The organism is Noviherbaspirillum autotrophicum, assembly GCF_000818395.1.
GTDB lineage: Bacteria > Pseudomonadota > Gammaproteobacteria > Burkholderiales > Burkholderiaceae_D > Noviherbaspirillum > Noviherbaspirillum autotrophicum.
In genome coordinates, this window is the sequence record NZ_JWJG01000028.1 from 3,226,215 (window position 1) to 3,247,289 (window position 21,075).

15 protein-coding genes, 2 tRNA genes, 3 rRNA genes and 2 pseudogenes are annotated in these 21,075 nt (G+C 55.2%); 14 read left to right on the top strand and 8 right to left on the bottom strand.

Going from position 1 to position 21,075, the window contains the following annotated elements; genetic code table 11:
* Nucleotides 1–377: 377 nt before the first annotated feature.
* The 9 genes and pseudogenes from TSA66_RS16150 to TSA66_RS27045 all read left to right on the top strand — a co-directional run.
* Nucleotides 378–1,908: ribosomal RNA gene (locus TSA66_RS16150) — 16S ribosomal RNA — on the top strand.
* 63 nt (nt 1,909–1,971) lie between these two features.
* A tRNA-Val gene (locus TSA66_RS16155) sits at nt 1,972–2,048 on the top strand.
* Between the two features lie 56 nt (nt 2,049–2,104).
* Nucleotides 2,105–2,180: transfer RNA gene (locus TSA66_RS16160), tRNA-Gly, on the top strand.
* 235 nt (nt 2,181–2,415) lie between these two features.
* Nucleotides 2,416–5,291: ribosomal RNA gene (locus tag TSA66_RS16165) — 23S ribosomal RNA — on the top strand.
* A gap of 146 nt (nt 5,292–5,437) precedes the next feature.
* Nucleotides 5,438–5,550: ribosomal RNA gene (gene rrf, locus TSA66_RS16170) — 5S ribosomal RNA — on the top strand.
* The 16S, 23S and 5S rRNA genes sit together here with 2 tRNA genes alongside, the layout of an rRNA operon.
* Before the next feature lie 198 nt (nt 5,551–5,748).
* A complete protein-coding gene (gene tnpA, locus TSA66_RS16175; protein ID WP_040038455.1) occupies nt 5,749–6,174 on the top strand; it encodes an IS66-like element accessory protein TnpA in 426 nt (141 codons plus the stop codon).
* Entirely contained in the window at nt 6,150–6,500 is a 351-nt protein-coding gene (gene tnpB, locus TSA66_RS16180; protein WP_040038456.1) for an IS66 family insertion sequence element accessory protein TnpB, read from the top strand. Before tnpA ends, tnpB begins: the two co-directional genes overlap by 25 nt.
* A gap of 31 nt (nt 6,501–6,531) precedes the next feature.
* Nucleotides 6,532–8,103, top strand: coding sequence for an IS66 family transposase (gene tnpC / locus TSA66_RS16185; RefSeq protein WP_040039297.1), 1,572 nt, complete (start codon nt 6,532–6,534; stop codon nt 8,101–8,103).
* Between the two features lie 146 nt (nt 8,104–8,249).
* A pseudogene (locus tag TSA66_RS27045) lies at nt 8,250–8,400 on the top strand (IS5/IS1182 family transposase); the annotation flags it as partial.
* 110 nt (nt 8,401–8,510) lie between these two features.
* On the opposite strand, the gene TSA66_RS16190 reads toward TSA66_RS27045, so the two are convergent.
* Together TSA66_RS16190 and TSA66_RS16195 are read right to left on the bottom strand one after the other, a co-directional pair.
* The gene (locus tag TSA66_RS16190) at nt 8,511–10,172 is read right to left on the bottom strand and encodes a sensor domain-containing protein (RefSeq protein ID WP_052451974.1); all 1,662 of its coding nucleotides are present in this window, start codon (nt 10,170–10,172) and stop codon (nt 8,511–8,513) included.
* A gap of 363 nt (nt 10,173–10,535) precedes the next feature.
* Complete coding sequence (locus tag TSA66_RS16195) at nt 10,536–11,966, bottom strand: aminotransferase-like domain-containing protein (protein WP_040038586.1); 1,431 nt, start codon at nt 11,964–11,966, stop codon at nt 10,536–10,538.
* A 284-nt stretch (nt 11,967–12,250) separates the two neighbouring features.
* Between TSA66_RS16195 and TSA66_RS26310 the strand changes: the two are divergent.
* From TSA66_RS26310 to TSA66_RS16210, 4 genes and pseudogenes are all read left to right on the top strand, one after another.
* Nucleotides 12,251–12,385: pseudogene (locus tag TSA66_RS26310) on the top strand (cytochrome ubiquinol oxidase subunit I); the annotation flags it as partial.
* Nucleotides 12,386–12,523: 138 nt separating this feature from the next.
* A complete protein-coding gene (hisC, locus tag TSA66_RS16200) occupies nt 12,524–13,603 on the top strand; it encodes a histidinol-phosphate transaminase (RefSeq protein WP_040038584.1) in 1,080 nt (359 codons plus the stop codon).
* Complete coding sequence (locus TSA66_RS16205) at nt 13,600–13,932, top strand: CidA/LrgA family protein (protein WP_040038583.1); 333 nt, start codon at nt 13,600–13,602, stop codon at nt 13,930–13,932. Before hisC ends, TSA66_RS16205 begins: the two co-directional genes overlap by 4 nt.
* On the top strand, nt 13,929–14,645 hold the full coding sequence (locus TSA66_RS16210; protein ID WP_040038582.1) for an LrgB family protein: 717 nt from the start codon (nt 13,929–13,931) through the stop codon (nt 14,643–14,645). Before TSA66_RS16205 ends, TSA66_RS16210 begins: the two co-directional genes overlap by 4 nt.
* Nucleotides 14,646–14,912: 267 nt before the next feature.
* Here the strand turns inward: TSA66_RS16210 and TSA66_RS16215 are convergent, their stop codons facing one another.
* The 6 genes from TSA66_RS16215 to TSA66_RS16240 all read right to left on the bottom strand — a co-directional run bounded on the left by TSA66_RS16215 (nt 14,913) and on the right by TSA66_RS16240 (nt 19,887).
* Nucleotides 14,913–15,104, bottom strand: a complete 192-nt coding sequence (locus TSA66_RS16215; RefSeq protein ID WP_040038581.1) for a DUF2970 domain-containing protein — start codon at nt 15,102–15,104, stop codon at nt 14,913–14,915.
* 141 nt (nt 15,105–15,245) lie between these two features.
* The gene (locus tag TSA66_RS16220) at nt 15,246–15,515 is read right to left on the bottom strand and encodes a hypothetical protein (protein WP_040038580.1); all 270 of its coding nucleotides are present in this window, start codon (nt 15,513–15,515) and stop codon (nt 15,246–15,248) included.
* 3 nt (nt 15,516–15,518) lie between these two features.
* Complete coding sequence (locus tag TSA66_RS16225; RefSeq protein ID WP_198358648.1) at nt 15,519–16,166, bottom strand: cytochrome c oxidase subunit 3 family protein; 648 nt, start codon at nt 16,164–16,166, stop codon at nt 15,519–15,521.
* Nucleotides 16,167–16,212: 46 nt separating this feature from the next.
* Nucleotides 16,213–17,610 carry a cytochrome c oxidase accessory protein CcoG gene (ccoG, locus tag TSA66_RS16230; RefSeq protein WP_040038579.1) on the bottom strand — a complete coding sequence of 466 codons (1,398 nt, stop codon included), beginning with the start codon at nt 17,608–17,610 and terminating at the stop codon, nt 16,213–16,215.
* Between the two features lie 80 nt (nt 17,611–17,690).
* Nucleotides 17,691–18,206, bottom strand: a complete 516-nt coding sequence (locus TSA66_RS16235; protein ID WP_040038578.1) for a DUF934 domain-containing protein — start codon at nt 18,204–18,206, stop codon at nt 17,691–17,693.
* A 19-nt stretch (nt 18,207–18,225) separates the two neighbouring features.
* The gene (locus TSA66_RS16240; protein ID WP_040038577.1) at nt 18,226–19,887 is read right to left on the bottom strand and encodes a nitrite/sulfite reductase; all 1,662 of its coding nucleotides are present in this window, start codon (nt 19,885–19,887) and stop codon (nt 18,226–18,228) included.
* Nucleotides 19,888–20,557: 670 nt separating this feature from the next.
* Between TSA66_RS16240 and TSA66_RS16245 the strand changes: the two genes are divergently transcribed.
* Nucleotides 20,558–21,067, top strand: coding sequence for a c-type cytochrome (locus TSA66_RS16245; protein WP_332309919.1), 510 nt, complete (start codon nt 20,558–20,560; stop codon nt 21,065–21,067).
* Nucleotides 21,068–21,075 lie beyond the last annotated feature (8 nt).

Genomic DNA, 21,075 nt, shown 5'->3' on the forward strand with positions numbered 1-21,075 from the left:
AAGTGTTAGCCCATAATTTCAACGACCTTTATTTGTACGTTGAAATATGAGTTACAAAAAAGCGGCGTCAAAACCTTTAAAATAAAGCGCTTGACGCAAACGATAAAACGCTTCATAATCCCGTTTCTCTGCTGCTGACAAACAAAACGCTATGTCAGCGAGTCGCAAAGCGACGGCAATATAAGTTCTTTAACAAATAACAGCCGATAAGTGTGGGCGCTTGGTGGCAGTGCGGCGGCGACGGAAGTTGCCGAAGCTCAAAGCATATCAAGTGCTCACAAAGAAATACAGGTAAGTTCGCAAGAACGGACCTAGTCAGTATTTTGAGTGAGCGACGGTTCTACGGAACCTGCCAGAGATGGCACAAAACAGGAATTAAACTGAAGAGTTTGATCCTGGCTCAGATTGAACGCTGGCGGCATGCCTTACACATGCAAGTCGAACGGCAGCGCGGGAGCAATCCTGGCGGCGAGTGGCGAACGGGTGAGTAATATATCGGAACGTGCCTTAGAGTGGGGGATAACTAGTCGAAAGACTAGCTAATACCGCATACGACCTACGGGTGAAAGTGGGGGATCGCAAGACCTCATGCTCTTAGAGCGGCCGATATCTGATTAGCTAGTTGGTGGGGTAAAAGCCTACCAAGGCGACGATCAGTAGCTGGTCTGAGAGGACGACCAGCCACACTGGGACTGAGACACGGCCCAGACTCCTACGGGAGGCAGCAGTGGGGAATTTTGGACAATGGGGGCAACCCTGATCCAGCAATGCCGCGTGTGTGAAGAAGGCCTTCGGGTTGTAAAGCACTTTTGTTCGGGAAGAAATCCCTTGGGCTAATACCCCGGGGGGATGACGGTACCGGAAGAATAAGCACCGGCTAACTACGTGCCAGCAGCCGCGGTAATACGTAGGGTGCAAGCGTTAATCGGAATTACTGGGCGTAAAGCGTGCGCAGGCGGTTGTGCAAGACAGATGTGAAATCCCCGGGCTTAACCTGGGAACTGCATTTGTGACTGCACGGCTAGAGTGTGTCAGAGGGGGGTAGAATTCCACGTGTAGCAGTGAAATGCGTAGATATGTGGAGGAATACCGATGGCGAAGGCAGCCCCCTGGGATAACACTGACGCTCATGCACGAAAGCGTGGGGAGCAAACAGGATTAGATACCCTGGTAGTCCACGCCCTAAACGATGTCAACTAGTTGTCGGGTCTTAATTGACTTGGTAACGCAGCTAACGCGTGAAGTTGACCGCCTGGGGAGTACGGTCGCAAGATTAAAACTCAAAGGAATTGACGGGGACCCGCACAAGCGGTGGATGATGTGGATTAATTCGATGCAACGCGAAAAACCTTACCTACCCTTGACATGGAAGGAATCCTCGAGAGATCGGGGAGTGCCCGAAAGGGAGCCTTCACACAGGTGCTGCATGGCTGTCGTCAGCTCGTGTCGTGAGATGTTGGGTTAAGTCCCGCAACGAGCGCAACCCTTGTCATTAGTTGCTACGAAAGGGCACTCTAATGAGACTGCCGGTGACAAACCGGAGGAAGGTGGGGATGACGTCAAGTCCTCATGGCCCTTATGGGTAGGGCTTCACACGTCATACAATGGTACATACAGAGGGCTGCCAACCCGCGAGGGGGAGCTAATCCCAGAAAGTGTATCGTAGTCCGGATTGTAGTCTGCAACTCGACTACATGAAGTTGGAATCGCTAGTAATCGCGGATCAGCATGTCGCGGTGAATACGTTCCCGGGTCTTGTACACACCGCCCGTCACACCATGGGAGCGGGTTTTACCAGAAGTAGGTAGCCTAACCGCAAGGAGGGCGCTTACCACGGTAGGATTCGTGACTGGGGTGAAGTCGTAACAAGGTAGCCGTATCGGAAGGTGCGGCTGGATCACCTCCTTTCTAGAGTATTCGCACGAAAATCAAGCGTTCACACTTATCGGTGTGTTATTCGAGAACAGCAGTAGGTCTGTAGCTCAGCTGGTTAGAGCACTACCTTGACATGGTAGGGGTCGTTGGTTCGAGTCCAATCAGACCTACCACTTCATGACAATGAAAAATCAAACCTAAGTTGCGTCACACAAGGTGGCGAAGCGATGCGGGAATAGCTCAGTTGGTAGAGCGCAACCTTGCCAAGGTTGAGGTCGAGAGTTCGAGACTCTTTTCCCGCTCCAGTTTAGGTTTGATCTTTTAGATCATTGGCTGTTTTTGTTCTTTAACAATCTGGAAGAAGTAGTAAAGATTTATCAGCTGGAGCTGATGCGTTGTGATGACGCGTTGGTGAAGACTGGTGGGTTGTGATTGTATCAATCAATAGTATGAAAGAGTTCTCGTAACAACGAGAGTCTGGAATACGGCACGCAAACTCAAGCTCTATAGCGTTTCTCGCAAGAGAAGCTAACGTTATAGGGACAAGCGAATAAGTGCACATGGTGGATGCCTTGGCGATATCAGGCGATGAAGGACGTTGTAGCCTGCGATAAGCTGCGGGGAGCTGGCAAACAAGCTTTGATCCGCAGATTTCCGAATGGGGAAACCCGGCCCTTTGGGTCATCTCACACTGAATACATAGGTGTGTGAAGCGAACGTGGCGAACTGAAACATCTAAGTAGCTACAGGAAAAGAAATCAACCGAGATTCCCAAAGTAGTGGCGAGCGAAATGGGAACAGCCTGCAAGATTTAGCAGTCGAGATAGCAAAATGCTCTGGAAAGTGCAGCCATAGCGGGTGATAGCCCCGTATGCGAAATCTGGATTGTGGAACTAAGCTTGCGACAAGTAGGGCGGGGCACGTGAAACCCTGTCTGAACATGGGGGGACCATCCTCCAAGGCTAAATACTCGATATCGACCGATAGTGAACCAGTACCGTGAGGGAAAGGCGAAAAGAACCCCGGAAGGGGAGTGAAATAGATCCTGAAACCGTGTGCATACAAACAGTAGGAGCCTCGCAAGGGGTGACTGCGTACCTTTTGTATAATGGGTCAGCGACTTACATTCAGTGGCAAGCTTAACCGTGTAGGGAAGGCGTAGCGAAAGCGAGTCCGAATAGGGCGTTCAGTCGCTGGGTGTAGACCCGAAACCAGATGATCTATCCATGGCCAGGATGAAGGTGCGGTAACACGCACTGGAGGTCCGAACCCACTAGTGTTGAAAAACTAGGGGATGAGCTGTGGATAGGGGTGAAAGGCTAAACAAATCTGGAAATAGCTGGTTCTCTCCGAAAACTATTTAGGTAGTGCCTCAAGTATCACCATCGGGGGTAGAGCACTGTTATGGCTAGGGGGTCATCGCGACTTACCAAACCATTGCAAACTCCGAATACCGATGAGTGCGAGCTTGGGAGACAGACGCCGGGTGCTAACGTCCGACGTCAAGAGGGAAACAACCCAGACCGCCAGCTAAGGTCCCCAAGATTGGCTAAGTGGAAAACGAAGTGGGAAGGCTAAAACAGTCAGGAGGTTGGCTTAGAAGCAGCCATCCTTTAAAGAAAGCGTAATAGCTCACTGATCGAGTCGTCCTGCGCGGAAGATGTAACGGGGCTAAGCCAGTCACCGAAGCTGCGGATCTGCAGTAATGCAGATGGTAGGAGAGCGTTCTGTAAGCCTGCGAAGGTGTCTTGTAAAGGATGCTGGAGGTATCAGAAGTGCGAATGCTGACATGAGTAGCGATAATGCGGGTGAAAAGCCCGCACGCCGTAAGCCCAAGGTTTCCTGTTCAACGTTCATCGGAGCAGGGTGAGTCGGCCCCTAAGGCGAGGCAGAGATGCGTAGCTGATGGGAAGCAGGTTAATATTCCTGCACCGTCGTGTGATGCGATGGGGGGACGGATCGCGGAAGGTTGTCCGGGTGTTGGATGTCCCGGTTCCTAACTCAAAGAAGGCCAGTAGGCAAATCCGCTGGCGTAATTCAAGGGGTTGGGACGAGCGGCTTTATGCCGCGAAGCAATCGGAAGTGGTTCCAAGAAAAGCCTCTAAGCTTCAGTCATACGAGACCGTACCGCAAACCGACACAGGTGGGCGAGATGAGTATTCTAAGGCGCTTGAGAGAACTCGGGAGAAGGAACTCGGCAAATTGGTACCGTAACTTCGGGATAAGGTACGCCCTTGTAGCTTGACTGGCCTGCGCCAGGAGGGTGAAGGGGTTGCAATAAACTGGTGGCTGCGACTGTTTAATAAAAACACAGCACTCTGCAAACACGAAAGTGGACGTATAGGGTGTGACGCCTGCCCGGTGCTGGAAGATTAAATGATGGGGTGCAAGCTCTTGATTGAAGTCCCAGTAAACGGCGGCCGTAACTATAACGGTCCTAAGGTAGCGAAATTCCTTGTCGGGTAAGTTCCGACCTGCACGAATGGCGTAACGATGGCCACACTGTCTCCTCCCGAGACTCAGCGAAGTTGAAGTGTTTGTGATGATGCAATCTACCCGCGGCTAGACGGAAAGACCCCATGAACCTTTACTGTAGCTTTGCATTGGACTTTGAACCAATCTGTGTAGGATAGGTGGGAGGCTTTGAAGCGGTGACGCCAGTTGCCGTGGAGCCAACCTTGAAATACCACCCTGGTTTGTTTGAGGTTCTAACCTTGGCCCGTTATCCGGGTCGGGGACAGTGCATGGTAGGCAGTTTGACTGGGGCGGTCTCCTCCCAAAGTGTAACGGAGGAGTTCGAAGGTACGCTAGGTACGGTCGGACATCGTGCTAATAGTGCAATGGCATAAGCGTGCTTAACTGCGAGACTGACAAGTCGAGCAGGTACGAAAGTAGGACATAGTGATCCGGTGGTTCTGTATGGAAGGGCCATCGCTCAACGGATAAAAGGTACTCTGGGGATAACAGGCTGATTCCTCCCAAGAGTTCATATCGACGGGGGAGTTTGGCACCTCGATGTCGGCTCATCACATCCTGGGGCTGTAGCCGGTCCCAAGGGTATGGCTGTTCGCCATTTAAAGTGGTACGTGAGCTGGGTTTAAAACGTCGTGAGACAGTTTGGTCCCTATCTGCCGTGGGCGTTGGAAGTTTGAGGGGGGCTGCTCCTAGTACGAGAGGACCGGAGTGGACGAACCTCTGGTGTACCGGTTGTCACGCCAGTGGCATTGCCGGGTAGCTAAGTTCGGAAGAGATAACCGCTGAAAGCATCTAAGCGGGAAACTTGCCTCAAGATGAGACTTCCCGGGAACTTGATTCCCCTAAAGGGTCGTTCGAGACCAGGACGTTGATAGGTCAGGTGTGGAAGCGCAGTAATGCGTTAAGCTAACTGATACTAATTGCCCGTGCGGCTTGTCCCTATAACCTTAGCAGGTATAGGCAAGAGTAGCGTGTGACTCGATTGAGCATCACACCCGCCAATATATGTAGTACCCCTACTGCTTCTTCCCAGATTGCGTTGTTTGATGCGCCAGTGCACCGGCCTCAAGCAACACTACAAGTTATGCCTGATGACCATAGCGAGTTGGTACCACCCCTTCCCATCCCGAACAGGACCGTGAAACGACTTCGCGCCGATGATAGTGCTGCAACCAGTGTGAAAGTAGGTTATCGTCAGGCTAGTTACTCCTAAAACGCCCCCAGCATCCCCTTGCTGGGGGCGTTTTGCTTTGCACCCCGCCTTTTGCCTGCCCCGATCAAAAACGCATCTGCAGCAACACGGGGCACTCAAATCGAGGTAAGCGATCCATCATCGGCGTCTTGAATCGCGGAGTTTGAGCAGTCAGGATATGTCCACCTACATGGAGGTGGACACCTATGGCAGAGCATGACTCAGAGCTGTTGCAGCGGCTGGTTGTCGGCAGCAAGCGGGATGGACGCCGGCGATATGACAAACAGGCGAAGGCCGAGCTGGTCCAGACATGCCTCAAGCCAGGCGTGTCAGTGGCGCGCGTGGCGCTCAAGCATGGCATCAACGCGAACCTGCTGCGCAAGTGGATCAGCCTGCACCTGCAGAAACAGGAGCAATCTCCTGTTGCGACATCACAGTCTGTCGCGCCTTCACCGCCTCCATTCATACCGGTCGTGCCGGCGGGCTCCTGCAGCAAGCCCACAGAGTCCGGGTTACGAGTGCGGCTGCCCAACGGCATCGAGATTTGTCTGAGTGGGCATGGCGAAGATGAGCTGTCGTGCTTGTTGCGCCTGCTGTGCACACTGCCATGTTCCGTCTCGACCCGGCTCTGAAGGTATTCCTGCACCGCGAGCCGGTGGACGGCCGCAAGAACATCAATGGCCTGGCTGCGCTGGTCGAACAAGGCCTCGGGCTCGATCCCTTTGCTCGGGCGGTCTACGTCTTCAGCAATAAGCGGCGCGACCGCATCAAACTGCTGCTGTGGGATCGCACCGGATTCTGGCTTCTGTTCAAGCGGCTGGAAGCGGACCGCTTCGTCTGGCCGAAAGCGTCAGCGGTGGTCGAGCTCAGCGTCGAGCAGCTGCAATGGCTGCTCGATGGGATCGACCTGGAAGCCATGCGCGGCCATCCTGTGCGCCATTACCGTCGCACGGCGTGAACCGGGGCGGCAGAGCGTTGTCAAAAAGTCCATGCAAAACGTCATGATCACGGCCGAGGAACTGGAAGCGTTGCGCCAGGCAGCGCAGGAGCGTGACGCGTTGCGCGGTGAGCTGCGGGTCGTGACGCTCGAGCGGGGCCTGCTCAAGGAACGCGTGCAGGCGTATCTGCACAAGCTGTATGCGGCACGCAGCGAAGCACGCAGTGCCGGGCAAAAGGATCTGTTCTTTAACGAGGCCGAGACCCTGGCGCCGACTGCCTCCGCTGAGCCTGCCAAAGAGGACGAGCCAGGCGTTGAAGTGGCGAGCCATCTGCGCAAAAAGCGTGGTGGCCGCAAGCCGCTCGATCCCGCGCTACCGCGCGACGTCGTGCGTCACGAGCTGCCCGAATCCGAGCGTATTTGCCCGCATGACGGCAGCGTCCTGATCGAAATCGGTGCCGAGATCAGCGAACAGCTCGACATCATTCCCCAGCAGGTACGCGTGATCCAGCATCAGCGCATCAAGTACGCCTGCCCGTGCTGCGATGGCGGCATCAAGGTCACGCCTGCCGCAGCGCGCGTCATCCCCAAGGGCCTGCTGACCGAAGCGGCGCTGGCGTGGATCGTGACGGCGAAGTATCAGGATGGCTTGCCGCTGTATCGGCAAGCGGCCTTGCTGCGCCGCTTTGGCGGCGACCTGTCGCGCACCACGCTGGCCGCCAGCGTGGTGCGCGTTGGTCAGGCAGTGCAGCCGATCATCAACCTGCTGCGCGACGTGCTGCTGGAATCCGAGCTGGTGTACGGCGACGAGACGGAACTGCAGGTGCTCAAGGAACCGGGCCGCTCGCCGCAGACCCAAAGCTATCTGTGGGCGCAGATGAATGGCACGGGACCGCCGGTGCGCTTGTTCGGCTACTCTCCCGGTCGGGGAACCAGCCATGCGCTCAAACTCTATGCCGGCATGGCCAAAGGCGCAGTGCTGATGACGGATGGCTATGAGGTCTACAACGCCATCGCGGCGACCCATGGTCTGGTGCACCTCGGATGCTGGGTCCATTGTCGACGCTACTTCATCGAGGCCGAGGACGTGCTGCCGAAAGAGTCGCGCACACCGCAGCAGCCTGCCACGCAATTCATTGCAGCCATCGGCAAGCTCTATGCCGCCGAGGCCCGAGCCAGGCACGCCGACGCGGCCCACCGACAACGGCTGCGCGCCCGCTACAGCGCCCATGTGCTCAAGCACATCGAGCGCCTGCTGCTGACGTATCAGCCGATCGTCACGCCCAACAGCAAGCTCGGCCGTGCTCTTGCCTATCTGAGTGGGCAGTGGTCCAAACTGACGCGCTACATCGAGAACGGCCTCTGGCCGATTGACAACAACCAGTGCGAAAACGCGATCCGTCCCTTCGTGATCGGGCGAAAGGGCTGGCTGTTTGCGGACACCGTCGGCGGCGCTACTGCCAGCGCCAATCTGTATTCCATCATCGAGACCTGCAAGGCCAATAACGTCAATCCGTACGCCTACCTGATCAAACTGCTCCGCGCGCTGCCTCTGGCAACTACGGCCGATGATTACGAGGCGCTGCTGCCCTGGAAAATCTCCCTCCCGACGACTCGGTTGTAATCGCGCTAACAACACGCGAGACTATCCGACAAGGGACGTCCGTCATGGATCGCTTACATCCAATCGACAACTTGTAGACGCGGTTTACTGATACATTCGGCCACGGCACTCCAAAGTGGGTCAACTTCCGGTGAACGTCAACAGTCCGTGCTCACCGCTGGGTGGTAGGGAACAAACAGCTGACTGAACCGGTTTCGCCGACTGCTGGTGCGATGGGAAAAGCGTGCAGACACATACCTGGCGATGCTGCAGTTCGCTTGTGGCCTCATTACATGGCGGTTCGCCCTATCGAAATAGGCTGGAAATATGGAAAGGATTCGCTTTTTATTTTTATTTCATAAGTCCATTTCTTTTGCCTGGCAATCATGTGTCTTCACCGAGGGCATTCAGTAAGTTCAGTGCCTGCGCTACAAGGTATCGGAGAAATACACGAACCGGTCTCGCCCGCGCATCTTTGCAACATACATCGCTTCGTCCGCATGTTTGACAAGCGATTGGAGATTGTCGGAATCGGACGGATACACAGTAATACCAATGCTGGCCGATACCTTCCCCTGAACGCCCCCAAGTTCGAATGCGCTACGCAGGTCCTGAACGATTTCTGTCGCAATACGATCAACTGTTTCCTTGCCACCATATTCCGGGATAATGATGGTGAACTCGTCTCCACCTAAACGTGCGAACGTGTCGGTTCCGCGAATTAGGCGTTGAATTCGCCGAACTGCCTCTTTTAACAACAAGTCCCCCTTGTCGTGGCCAAGCTTGTCGTTGATTTCCTTGAAGTTGTCGAGATCGATGAACAGGATTGCAAGCGGCAAGCCGGTGCGCTTTGCCTTCTTTAGTTCATGTTCCAAGCGGTCGAGAAACAGCCGCCTGTTCGGGATGTCCGTCAATTGATCGTAGTTGGCCTGATGCCAGATCAATTCATCCTGCTGGCGTCTTTCGGTAATGTTCGAGAACTGTGCAACATAGCGGTAAACGCGGCCGTCGGCGCTACGGATTATGCTGACGTTCAGCCATTTTCCGAGCAAATGCCCGTCCTTGTGGTGATCCCACATTTCGCCCTGCCAGCACCCGTTTTTGTTAAGCGAATACCAGAACTGAACGTAGAACTCCTTGTTGTGCAGTCCGGACTGCATCAACTTCGGGTTCTTGCCCTTGATCTCGTCCAGTTGATATCCAGTGATGCGGGTGAATGCGGGATTGACGTCAAGAATCCGGTTTTCTTCGTCGGTCACCATGATGCCTTCATTGCTCGACAGGTAAATCAATGAAGCGAGCTTCATGGATTCGTCCAGCTTTCTGGCATTGGTAATATCCTCGACAAGCGACCAGACGCAGGGCTGGGTGCCAGGTCCAGGAATTTGTACGCCGGTCAATCTCACCGGAGTCCGCTCGCCGTCCTTCCGCAGGTACTCTTTTTTATACGGACCGTAGCTGCCACTACGCTCAAGCGACTCAAGCTGCACCTCATCCTCTGCATCATATTCCGGAGGAGTGAGCGACCGGTAGTCGAGGGCATGGAGCTCGTCTGCGGTGTGCCCGGTGATTAGCTCAAACGCCCGGTTGAATTCAAGAAAGCGACCATCACAATCCGTCAGCACAATCCCAACCGGGGCAGATTGAAAGAGGCCTCGCAACATGGCGTCGCTTGCACGCACTTTTGCGTCGGCATGCTTCTGGACTGTGACATCAATCGTTATGCAGATAAGATAGAGCGGCGTTCCATCGTCATCGAAAACAGGCCTTTTCGAGGTGTTGCCAACGCGATTTTCCTTGAGGGACTCGTTCCAATAGCTCTCTTCGAAGTCGACCGCAGTTCGACTGGCCCACACATGACGGTCCATTTCGAGGAAGTGTTCCATCTGGTCCGGGGGAAAGAATCCGCTGCCATCGGTCCCGTATAAGTCGTCAAACGCGATCCCCCACTGCTCCTCGCATGCGCGGTTCATCAGGATGATCCTGCTTAAACGATCCTTAACGAAAAAGGCTGCCGGAATCGCGTTGACGATATCCCTGGCACCTCGATTCAGAAACTCACGCTCTGCGAAGATGGTGCGGGCGTCCATGGGCGCTTTCGATAATAACAATTTGAAATTTAAGGATAATCGAACGGAACGACTTTCGCTACTAAAATGCAACTTTCCCTCACGTCCCACCTGTTTTTTCTAAAGAGCTAATTCTCAGTGTCAACGGGCGTCCTCTGGTTCTTTCTCGACCTGCGTCCTGCTCTATATCTGGGATGATTAAACTTTTGGAGAACCTTGAAGGCGCAATCGATGTTCTTTCCTTATTAGATACGCATAGGCTTCAATCAGCCGAGCTAAAAAGTAGTGAATGGCAAAGCGTCTACTCATACATAGACCGCTTAAGCAAGGTTCTGAAACGTGCGTATGCTGCCTGCAAGGTATGCGTGCGATAGCAAATTGAGATCATTCTCTTTTTGCTTCCATATTTGCAGCAATCAAGCGACCGAGCGTGGTTAACGCTGCCTCCGTTCGCTCATCCCACGGATGTCCATAGTTAAGACGAAGGCAATTCGCAAATCCGCGGTGCGCGGAAAACATCGGTCCCGGCGCGATGCTGATTCCCAGTGAGAACGCTTGCCTGTGCACTTCAAGCGTATTGATTTTGCCCGGCAGCTCTATCCACAAGAAATACCCACCGCTTGGGCGAGTCGCTTTTGTGCCCTTGGGGAAATGACGCACAACGGCTTGCACCATTGCGCTTTGTTGCACGGATAACGCGTGGCGCAATTGGCGCAAATGCTTGTCGTATCCACCTTTGGCCAGGTAGTCGGCAAGCGCCGCCTGTGCCGGCGCCGAGGCGGACAGCGTCGTCGTGACCTTTAAGCGAGCCACGCGCTGGGTAAATCGCCCTGGCACTGCCCAGCCTATCCGGTAGCCCGGCGCCAAACATTTCGAGAAGGAGGCGCAATGCATCACCAACCCCTTCGTGTCGAACGCTTTTGCGGAAATGGGACGCTTGCTTCCAAAATAAAGCTCACCGTAGACGTCATCCTCGATTAACGGCACATCATGGGAGGTCAGCAGCTCAACCAGTGCCTGCTTTTTTTCATCTGACATCAGGCTACCCAGCGGATTCTGGAAGTTCGTCATCAACCAGCATGCCTTCGGTTTGTGACGTTCCAAAGCTAGCGCCATCGCTTCAAGGTCGACACCTTCCCGCGGGTGCGTCGGCACCTCGATTGCCTTCAGCCCAACGCGTTCCAGCGCCTGGAGTGCTGCATAAAAGGTTGGAGATTCAATGAGCACGCAATCGCCCGGGCGGGTGACCGCCTGAAGACATAAATTCAGCGCTTCCAGCGCACCATTGGTAATCACGATTTCATCGGTGTGGATATGCAGGCCGTCAGCGAGGTAGCGCAAAGCGATTTGACGACGCAATGCCGCATTTCCCGGCGTCAGATCATCCACCGTGCTCCACGGGTCCATCTCCTGCACGCTGCTCGCCATCGAACGTGCGAGCCGCTGCAGCGGGAACAGCAACGGGCTCGGAAAGGCAGAGCCAAACGGAATCACGTCACGTGTCTTGAGCGACTCAAGCACATCAAAAACCAGCTGGCTGACGTCAACGTTAGTCGAATCCCCGCTTGGCTGGGAAGAAATGTCGGGTTCGGGCGGAAGCGATTTTGCCCCTGCGGTCACGTAATATCCGGACCGCTCGCGTGCGCGTATCAGCCCCCGCGCTTCCAACAGGTAATACGCCTCAAAGACTGTCGAGGGGCTGACCCCGCGGCTCGTGCTTGCCTGCCGAACTGAAGGGAGACGATCGCCTAGTTTCATCACCCCGGTGCGAATGGACTGAGCAATTTCCTCGGCAAGTGCTTCATAGCGTTTCATAAAGACCTTGGGTTAAGCGCTGAAATAAACTTTCTTGAGGCATGACATCTGATACGGTAAGCAAACACAAAGACATTCTGCTCCGTATCACGTTGCTGCTGTTGTATTTCACCATAGCACTCGTTAGAAAGTACAGGTACAGGAACGAATTTTTTGAATAATCAAGATGGCTCTGATCTGGTTTTTAAAGCCGTCCCTGATCCTGTTATTCAACAACACTTTGGAGCATACTCAATGGCGCCGATCTCGTTTTTCCGATTGGTAAAGAACTTGAGGGAATGACTATGCTGGGCTCGACCGCGCTTGAACTCGCCCGAATTCAATTCGGGTTCACCATTTCCTATCACATCGTTTTTCCTGTCATTACCATCGGCCTCACCTGTTACCTGTCTGAGCTGGAAGCGTGCTTGCCGCGCACCTGGCAAGAGGTATCGCCGCCCAGATCAAAGGCAAGTCAATACCCGTAGCCCTCCCGATTTCCAGTAAATGAGGGAATTTGTTCGCAGCACAGTCCTTCCCTCAAACAGCCCGCTCAAACACGCTCAATCAACACGAAGATGAATCGATACTGGAGCCCAGGCGTAGGGAATTTGACACCCTACTCCCCGGGCGAGCAGCCGGCAGGTGAACATGTCGTCAAGCTGAACACGAACGAAAGCCCGTTCGGGCCTTCGCCGCTGGCGCTTTCTGCCATTCAAGAAGCCGCCACGGATAGCCTGCGGCTCTATCCCGATCCGAACGCGGCCGCCCTAAAGGAAGTCCTCGCGCGTTACCACGGCGTATCTCCCGACGAGATCTTTGTCGGTAACGGATCGGACGAAGTGCTCGCCCTGGCCTTCCTCGCGCTGCTAAAACATGATGCGCCGCTATTGTTTCCCGATGTGACGTATAGCTTTTATCGCGTCTACTGCAAGTTGTATGGCATCGGATTGCGTGAGATTCCTCTATCGGACTCCATGGAAATCAATACGAAGGATTATGACCAGCATTGTGGTGGAATCATTTTTCCGAATCCGAATGCGCCGACAGGGATAGGACTGCCCTTGGTCGCGGTTGAAGACCTGGTTGCAGCTCATCCTCACGCAGTCGTCGTGGTTGATGAAGCCTACATCGATTTCGGCGGCGAATCCGCCATACCGCTGATTCATCGCTATTCCAACCTGTTGGTCATCCGGACCTTCTCGAAGTCCAGGTCGCTTGCGGGGCTGCGTATCGGATTCGCCGTCGGGCATGTGGGCCTCATCGAGGCATTAAATTGCGTCAAGAACTCCTTTAACGCTTACCCTCTTGACCGCGTTGCGATCGCCGCTGCCATCGCATCCTATAACGACGAGAAATATTTTCAAACGAACCGCATTGCAATCATGACGACTCGGGACGCGTTGGTACAGAAACTTTCTGCGATGGGCTTTGAAGTGCTGCCATCCATCGCGAACTTCGTATTCATGCGCCACCCGGCTGTGGAAGCGCCCCTACTCGCAAAACCCCTGCGCGAAATGTCTATCTTCGTACGGCATTTTGCGCAGCCTCGCATTAATCAATATCTTCGTGTAACTGTCGGAACGGCAACGGAATGTGCGCGATTGGTCGATGCGTTAAGCGACATGGTGGGCAAACAGAAGAGCGCCTTCGAATGATGAATAGCGTCATAAAGATCCTCATGTTCCAGGCCCTGGGAGAGGCAGTCGCATACGAGCTCTCGCTCCCCATACCAGGAGCCGTCATCGGCATGCTGTTCCTGTTTTTCTATCTGCTGGCCCGAGACACGGAAGATAAAAGCCTGCTGACATTCTCAACTCGGTTCCTTGGTTACATGACTTTGCTGTTTGTCCCGGCGGCCGTCGGCATCATGTTGCATATGGAGCGCATTGCCAATGAATGGCTTCCCATTACGGTTGCGTTGACAACAAGCACAGTCGCATCGATAGCGATTACGGCGTTCGTTGTTCGCCGCTTAAGAAAATGACGACTTCTCCGACTTCTTTATTGAATTTTCTAGCGGCCTCACCACTGCTATGGCTACTGGCGACATTGCTTGTGTATCAACAGGCGCTCGCCATTTACGCTAGGGCTGGATTCAACCCATTGCTTCATCCTGTGGTCGTATCCGTGGCAATCCTCGTGGCAGTGCTAAAGTTCACCGGAACGCCATACCAGACGTATTTCAACGGTGTCCGGTTCATCCACTTCCTGCTGGGACCGGCCACCGTTACCCTCGCGGTTCCGCTATACCGCCAAGTGAAGGCGATCAGGCGCAACTGGCTTGCGCTTCTCTTCGCTGCCGCGGCCGGTTCCGCCGCCTCCGTTGCGATTGCGATGGGAACGGGCGCATTACTTGGAGCGTCCCGTCCAACGGTTTTATCCCTGGCAGCAAAATCGGTCACAATGCCTATCGCAATGAGTGTCACCGAAAAGATCGGCGGCTCCCCTTCTCTGACATCCGCACTGGTGATGCTTACCGGGATCTTTGGCACCTGTGTAGCACAGATCGTTCTGCGCGGGATGAAGATTCCTGATGCGGATGCAGGCGGCTTCGCGCTTGGTGTGGCAGCGCATGGCATAGGAACATCAAGGGCGCTGCAGATAAGCCAGGAGATGGGGGCATTCGCCGGCCTCGCAATGGGGCTGGCCGGCATGCTCACCGCCTTTGTCCTGCCATTCCTTATTCAGGCGCGATAGGTCATTTAATCGGCCGCACGCGCCGGTTGGAGCTCGCCGGCGGCAACAAATCCACCACGGGACGATCATGACTGCCGGCTGTCTTGCCAGTCGCCGATATTGCGATTCGCCTCCCGGAAAATCAATCAGCGCAAATCAAGGCGGCTCTGGCAAGTGGCTAACAGCCTGTGTGGGTAGGTCGATAACCGGAGTGAGGCTGGCAGCCAAGCCGATGCCAGGAAAGGAAGACACCAGCTTTTATGGTTATCGACCTACCCAAACAGGCTGTTAATGAACGACCAAGTGCACGACCGCCATAAGAATCGCAATAAATGTCGCGCCGCCGATCAAGCCGGCAAGAACGACGTATAGCGGGTTTAACCTGCCTACATCCTGCTCAAAATCTTTTCTCCTGCGCAGGCCAACAAAGGACCATGCCACGGCATTTATCGTAGAGAAAAAGGAGCGCTTGGTTGACATGTCGGAGGTCCTGTGTGGTATTTGGCTGCTACAAGGAGAAGTTAGACACCTATCCGTTATGCGCGACAACGCCGGTACATCGGTCAGAAGGTTTTACTGGCGTTCATGTGCATTCTCATTTCAGAACTGCTGATGCGCCGACTATTTTTGGAGCAGCGTGGTGAGCAGCAATGCGACAGGCGCGATGGCCACGAAACCGCGCAGCAGCCAGGCGATGAACGGATGCGCGGAGCGCGATTCCAGAAAATAGCGGGTCACCACGGTTCCCTTGAGCCACATAACGGCGGCGACGACGAAAGGCATCCACGAAGCATGGCCAACCTTCTGCCCCAATAGCAGGCTGATGCCGGTGAGCGCGAGCAGTGCCAGCCAGGCCGGCACCGGCAGCGATTTTTTTGTGGTTTGATTCATCGTTCAAGCCAATACGTAAAACAACGGGAAAAGGACCAACCAGATAATGTCGGTTGCGTGCCAGTAGCATGCCAGCGCTTCCAGGCCGTCGTGCTGCTCTGCGGAGTAAGCCTTGGTCGACAACCTGAAAAATGCCCAGCACATGCCCAATATGCCCCAACACGCATGCACCAGATGGTTGAACGTCAGGTAGTAGTAGACCGTGTAGAAAATCCCGGCCTTGCCATCGATGCCGTGCGCCAGGTTCCAGTCGACTTCCAGCAGCTTGACCACGGGGTAACCCAGTGCCGTCACGATGGCTGCCGCCAGCCAGAACCTGGCGCGGCGAAGTTGCGCATTCTTGACGGAGGCGAGCGAACAGGCCACGAAAAAGCTGCTCGTCACCATGATGAGCGTGTTCACAGCGCCGGCCGTGGTCCAGATCAGCTCCGGCCCCTTCCGAAACGCCTCCGGGTAGTGATACCTGGCGATGAAGTACACCGAAAACATCAGGGCGAACTCGACGAATTCGCAGGTAATACCAACCCATATCCCCTTGTTTCCTGGTATGCGCCCCGCCAGCTGCCGCGTAATGGCTTCCGACGTAGGCTTCGGGGAGTGCTCCGCATCTGCCGCCGCATGCGCGGGAGCGTAAGTCGCTTCCATCATCATCTTGAACGTCCTTTATGTTACAGCTTGAATATCGATAATGAGGGGCTTATCGTGGCACGAAAAACACGGCCTTTTCTTTCACCTGAAGCTGCACGTCATCCTGCGCTTGCAAGCCGAATGTCACCGTGTTGGATCCCGCCTTTCCCTTATCCTTGGGAATGTGAACCGTCACCGGGACCGCGCGCGATTCCGCCCCCTGCAGTTGAACCTCGTCCTGCGTCACCAGGGAAATGCCCTCAATTCCAGTGACCGAAATCTTGTAGCGGTGCGGATGCTCGTCGGTGCTCATGATCTGGAGACGGAATGCATTTTCGATCATGCCCTCCTCCACCTCGCGCCCCATTGCACCGCGGTCGCGAATGACATCCATTTTCAGGGGCGTCCGGGTAAGCAGCGAGACCCAGAACGCGCTCATGACTAGTACGAGAATGCCTGTGTAGATGAGCACGCGCGGGCGCAGGACGCGCCGTGCAATCTGTTTGGGAGCGAGATTGTTGCGCAAGGCATTCTCCGTCGTGAAACGAATCAAGCCACGCGCGGCACCAATCTTGTCCATCACCGAATTGCAGGCGTCCACACAAGCGGCGCATCCGATGCAGTCGGACTGGAGGCCATTGCGAATATCAATCCCGGTCGGACAGACTTGGACGCACAGTGAACAATCGATGCACGAACCCGAGGCCAGGTTCTTTGCGGTGGCCTTCGCAAGTGCGTTGCGCGGCTCGCCGCGCTTCTGGTCGTAGCTGACAATGAGCGTGTCCGGATCAAACATCGAACTCTGGAAGCGCGCGTACGGGCACATGTAGCGGCAGACCTGTTCGCGCAGCCAACCGGCGTTGCCATAGGTCGCGAAGCCATAGAACAGAATCCAGAACGACTGCCAAGGCCCGAGCGCCAAAGTGGCAGCCTCGAGCGCGAGCGTGCGAGCCGGCGTGAAGTAGGCAACCAAGGTAAATCCCGTCCATAACGCAAACAGCCCCCAGGCCGCGTGCTTGGACGCCTTCCTTGAAAACTTGGCGATTGACCACGGTTGCCGGTCCAGGCGCATGCGGGCACTGCGCTCCCCCTCGATCTTGCGCTCGAACCACATGAATATCTCCGTATATACCGTCTGTGGGCATGAGAACCCGCACCAGACGCGACCGGCCACCGCAGTAAACAGAAAGAGCGAAAAGGCAGCGATAATCAGCAGCAAGGCCAGGTAGATGAGATCCTGCGGCCAAAGCACAATGCCGAACAGATAAAACTTGCGCGCCGCGAGATCGAACAGCACGGCTTGGCGCCCATTCCATGATAGCCATGGCAACCCGTAGAAGATGAGTTGCGTCAGCCAGACGCAGGCCCAGCGCCAGTTTGCATACACACCGTTCGCCGCTCTCGCATAGATCTGCTCGCGTGGCGCATACATCTTCACAACTGACACTGTCTGGGCGGATTGGCTCATGATCGTTATTCGCTTGATCGGGATGGAGACGGGCTCAAAGGCCGGTTATATGGACAGGGGCAACGGGTAAAGAACTGCGCTTATCCGTGGTTCCCGCTTCTGCGCCGGAACAGCGGAAGCGGCTCGTCGACCGAGCCCTGGTATTTGACCGAGTAGTGGTTGAAACTCAGGAGCGCATCGTGGATGTCCTTGTCAGCGCGCACCGCAAAGGAATCGAACCCGCAGCGCCGCATGTAGTTGAGCTGATCCCGTAACACATCGCCAATGGCGCGCAATTCGCCGGTCCACCGGTATCGGGAGCGCAGCAGAGTAGCAATGCTGTAGCCGCGGCCGTCACGGAAGCTGGGAAAATCGACGGCAATCAGGTCGAGCTGGCGCAGATGCGGCGCAAGTGGCTCAAAGTCGTCGTCCGGCGAAATCCAGACCGCGCGACACTTCGACGTGTCGGCGCGGATGCCAGCAGTATGAAAATACGACAGCGGCACGATCTTGTTGGATAAGTTGATTTCATCGAGCAATTCGACGTCTCGAATCACTCCCCAAAGGTCATCCACGATGTGCGGAGAACCACCGACCAGCTTGATTATCTTCGGCATAAAAGCACTGAAAAATTGATTAGGCCGCCTCGCGGTAAACACCGGACCTGAACGGCTCGGCGCCGACACGGGCCAATGTCTCAATGAAAGGCTCATCGTGCACGCGTAGCCGACAAAACGTTTCGACTAGCCGCTCTATGACCGTCGACATTTCTTCGGCGCGGAACGAAGGACCGATGACTTTGCCGAGCGCCGATTCCATTCCTTGGGCGCCGCCGATGGTGACTTGGTACCATTCCTCGCCATCCTTATCGACCCCGAGAACGCCGATGTTTCCTATGTGGTGATGGCCGCATGCATTAATACAGCCGGAAATGTTGAGGGACAGATCGCCAAGCTCGCACAGGAAGTCCAGGTCCTCGAAGCGCTGCGCAATGGCTGCCGCAACAGGAAGCGACCGGGCATTGGCGAGCGAGCAGTAGTCTCCGCCAGGGCAGGCAATAATATCGGTCAGCAGGCCAAGATTGGCCGTTCCAAGGCCATTTGCTGTTGCCTTCACCCAGAGCGTGTACAGATCGCGCTTGCGTACGTCCGGCAGGATGACATTCTGTTCGTGCGCGACCCGGATTTCGCCGAATCCGAACTCTTCCGCCCATGCCGCGATCTGTTCCATTTGACCGGCCGTCACGTCGCCTGGTGGCGTTGCAACGCCCGGCTTGGTCGACAGCGTCACGCATGCGTATCCGGCCACCTTATGCTCGCGCACATTCCTTTTCACCCATTGGGCGAAGCGCCTGTTTTCCGACAGATACTGTGCGAATGCAACGTCCTCGTCGTCGAGCGGTTCATATCGCTTGTACTGGAAAAATTGGGCGACGCGCTCGTACTCCTGTTCGGTCAAGGTAGACGGACCATCCTTAAGATGGCGCCACTCCTCTTCCACCTCGGCGGAAAACGTTTCGACGCCAAGCGCCTTGACCAGAATCTTGATCCGGGCCTTGTATTTGTTGTCCCTGCGGCCATACCGGTTATACACCCGCAGAATGGCCTCCACATAGGAGAGAAGGTGTTCCCATGGCAGGTTATCCCGGATCTGCGAACTGAGAATCGGCGTGCGACCCAAGCCGCCGCCGGCAAATACGCGTAGCATCTTTTGCCCGGCCTCGTTCTTGTACAGATAGATACCGACATCATGCATGCGCACGGCGGCGCGGTCCTCCATCGAAGAAGAAAGCGCAATCTTGAACTTGCGTGGCAAAAAAGCGAATTCCGGATTCAGCGTCGACCATTGGCGCAATATCTCGGCGAGAGGACGCGGGTCAATCAGTTCATCCTTTGCGACACCAGCAAACTGCTCTGTCGTGATGTTGCGTACGCAGTTGCCGGACGTCTGAATCGCATGCATCTGGACAGTCGCGAGTTCGGCAAGAATGTCGGGCGCTTCCTCCAGCTTGATCCAGTTGTATTGAATGTTTTGGCGCGTGGTGAAATGGCCGTAGCCGCGGTCATACTTGCGCGCGATATGCGCCAGCATTCTGAGCTGAGTAGAAGACAGCACGCCGTAAGGAATGGCCACGCGCAGCATGTACGCATGTTTTTGCATGTACAACCCGTTCTGCAATCGCAGCGGCAGAAACTCTTCCTCCGACAAAGCTCCCGAAATTCTGCGGGCAACCTGGTCGCGAAACTCTGCCACGCGCTCGTTCACAAGAATCGCGTCGTACTCATCGTATTGATACATCTACCTACCCCTGTTTCAACCAATGCCTGAATCGCGGCGCCAGGTGGCGTTCAGGAAATCAAGACATTTCGTTGTTCTTGTCCGTTGCATCTGATTGTCTGTCTTTAACGATGTCCAAAACAGATTCAGAACCCTGAAAAAACACCGTATCAGATCGATGTGTCAGCGAGGCAGTTGATGCCGTGGCCGTAACCAACATCCAGAGAGCAAAAGCCTGGAGAGGTGATGTGGAGAGCGCAGTCCGCCAACATTTGGTTCGTGCCAGATCAGAAGGCCGTCTGATATGCAAAAAGAAGGCGCTACTGACACTGTTTTGGAGGGCGTTCGAACAGCAAAATGTCGGCTGATACCAAAAGCGTTGTCTTGTTACTAATGGTGAGCTCCAATGTATTGAGCGCATTAACCCAATTTTGACGTTATGAAGAGAACTTCAAGGAGTTCACACGACCGAGAGCGGCCCCGCCGTCTCGCCACAGGCCGCATAAATTTGATTTGCGCGTGCTTCGCAGGCGTCCTTGCATCGGGCGCGCAAAGTGTCCAGGCGCAGCAGTCGCAAATTCCCGACACGATCGCACAGCGCGCCATTGCTTGTGCCGCCTGCCATGGTAAAGAAGGACGGGCCACGAATGATGGCTTCTTTCCCCGCATAGCGGGAAAACCAGCTGGGTACTTGTATAACCAGCTAGTCAATTTCCGCGACGGACGCCGGCAGAACCCGCAAATGACCTATATGGTCGGGCATATGTCGAATGCCTTCCTGCAGGAGCTAGCCGAATATTTCGCCAGCCTGCACCCGCCCTATCCGCCGCCCCAGCTCTCCAATGCGGCGTCCACTGCCCTGGAGCGCGGACGTACCTTGGTCATGTCCGGAGATCGGTCAAGGAATATTCCTGCATGCGTGGCTTGCCATGGACAAAAACTGAGTGGCACGCTCCCGGCGATTCCCAGCCTGTTGGGTCTGCCGCGCGATTACCTGAACTCCCAGTTCGGCGCGTGGAAGACAGGCACCCGCCGTGCCGCCGCGCCCGACTGCATGGCAAAAATCAGCAGGCAGCTCAGCCCGGAAGACATCAGTGCCGTGTCGAGTTGGCTCGCTTCGCAGCCGATTCCGAATGACATGACGCCTTCCCCAGCGTCATCCATCAAGCTGCCTATCGCTTGCGGCAGTGTGCCGCAATGACCAAGCGT